Here is a 275-nt window from a genome sequence, read left to right as displayed (position 1 = left end):
TTGTGGACCAGAGCATTCGAGAGCCGGAACTTCCTCGGCGCGATGTTCATGGTGCCGGCGATCGCCATCCTCATCCTGTTTCTGGCTTACCCGCTGGCGCTGGGCTTCTGGCTCGGCATGACCGACACCAAGATCGGGGGTGCCGGGCGCTACATCGGCTTCCAGAATTTCGTCTCGCTGTCGAAGGACTCGGTGTTCTGGCTGTCGGTGTTCAACACCATCTTCTACACGGTCGCCGCCAGCGCGGTGAAATTCGCCATCGGCCTCTATTTGGC

General features: G+C 60.4%; 1 pseudogene. It reads left to right on the top strand.

Annotation, left to right across the window (positions count from 1 at the left end):
- A pseudogene (locus AC0L2J_RS34825) lies at window positions 1-275 on the top strand (sugar ABC transporter permease); the annotation flags it as partial.

This window comes from Bradyrhizobium sp. MV1.5, from assembly GCF_055807615.1.
This window is presented reverse-complemented; position numbering and strand designations above follow the sequence as displayed.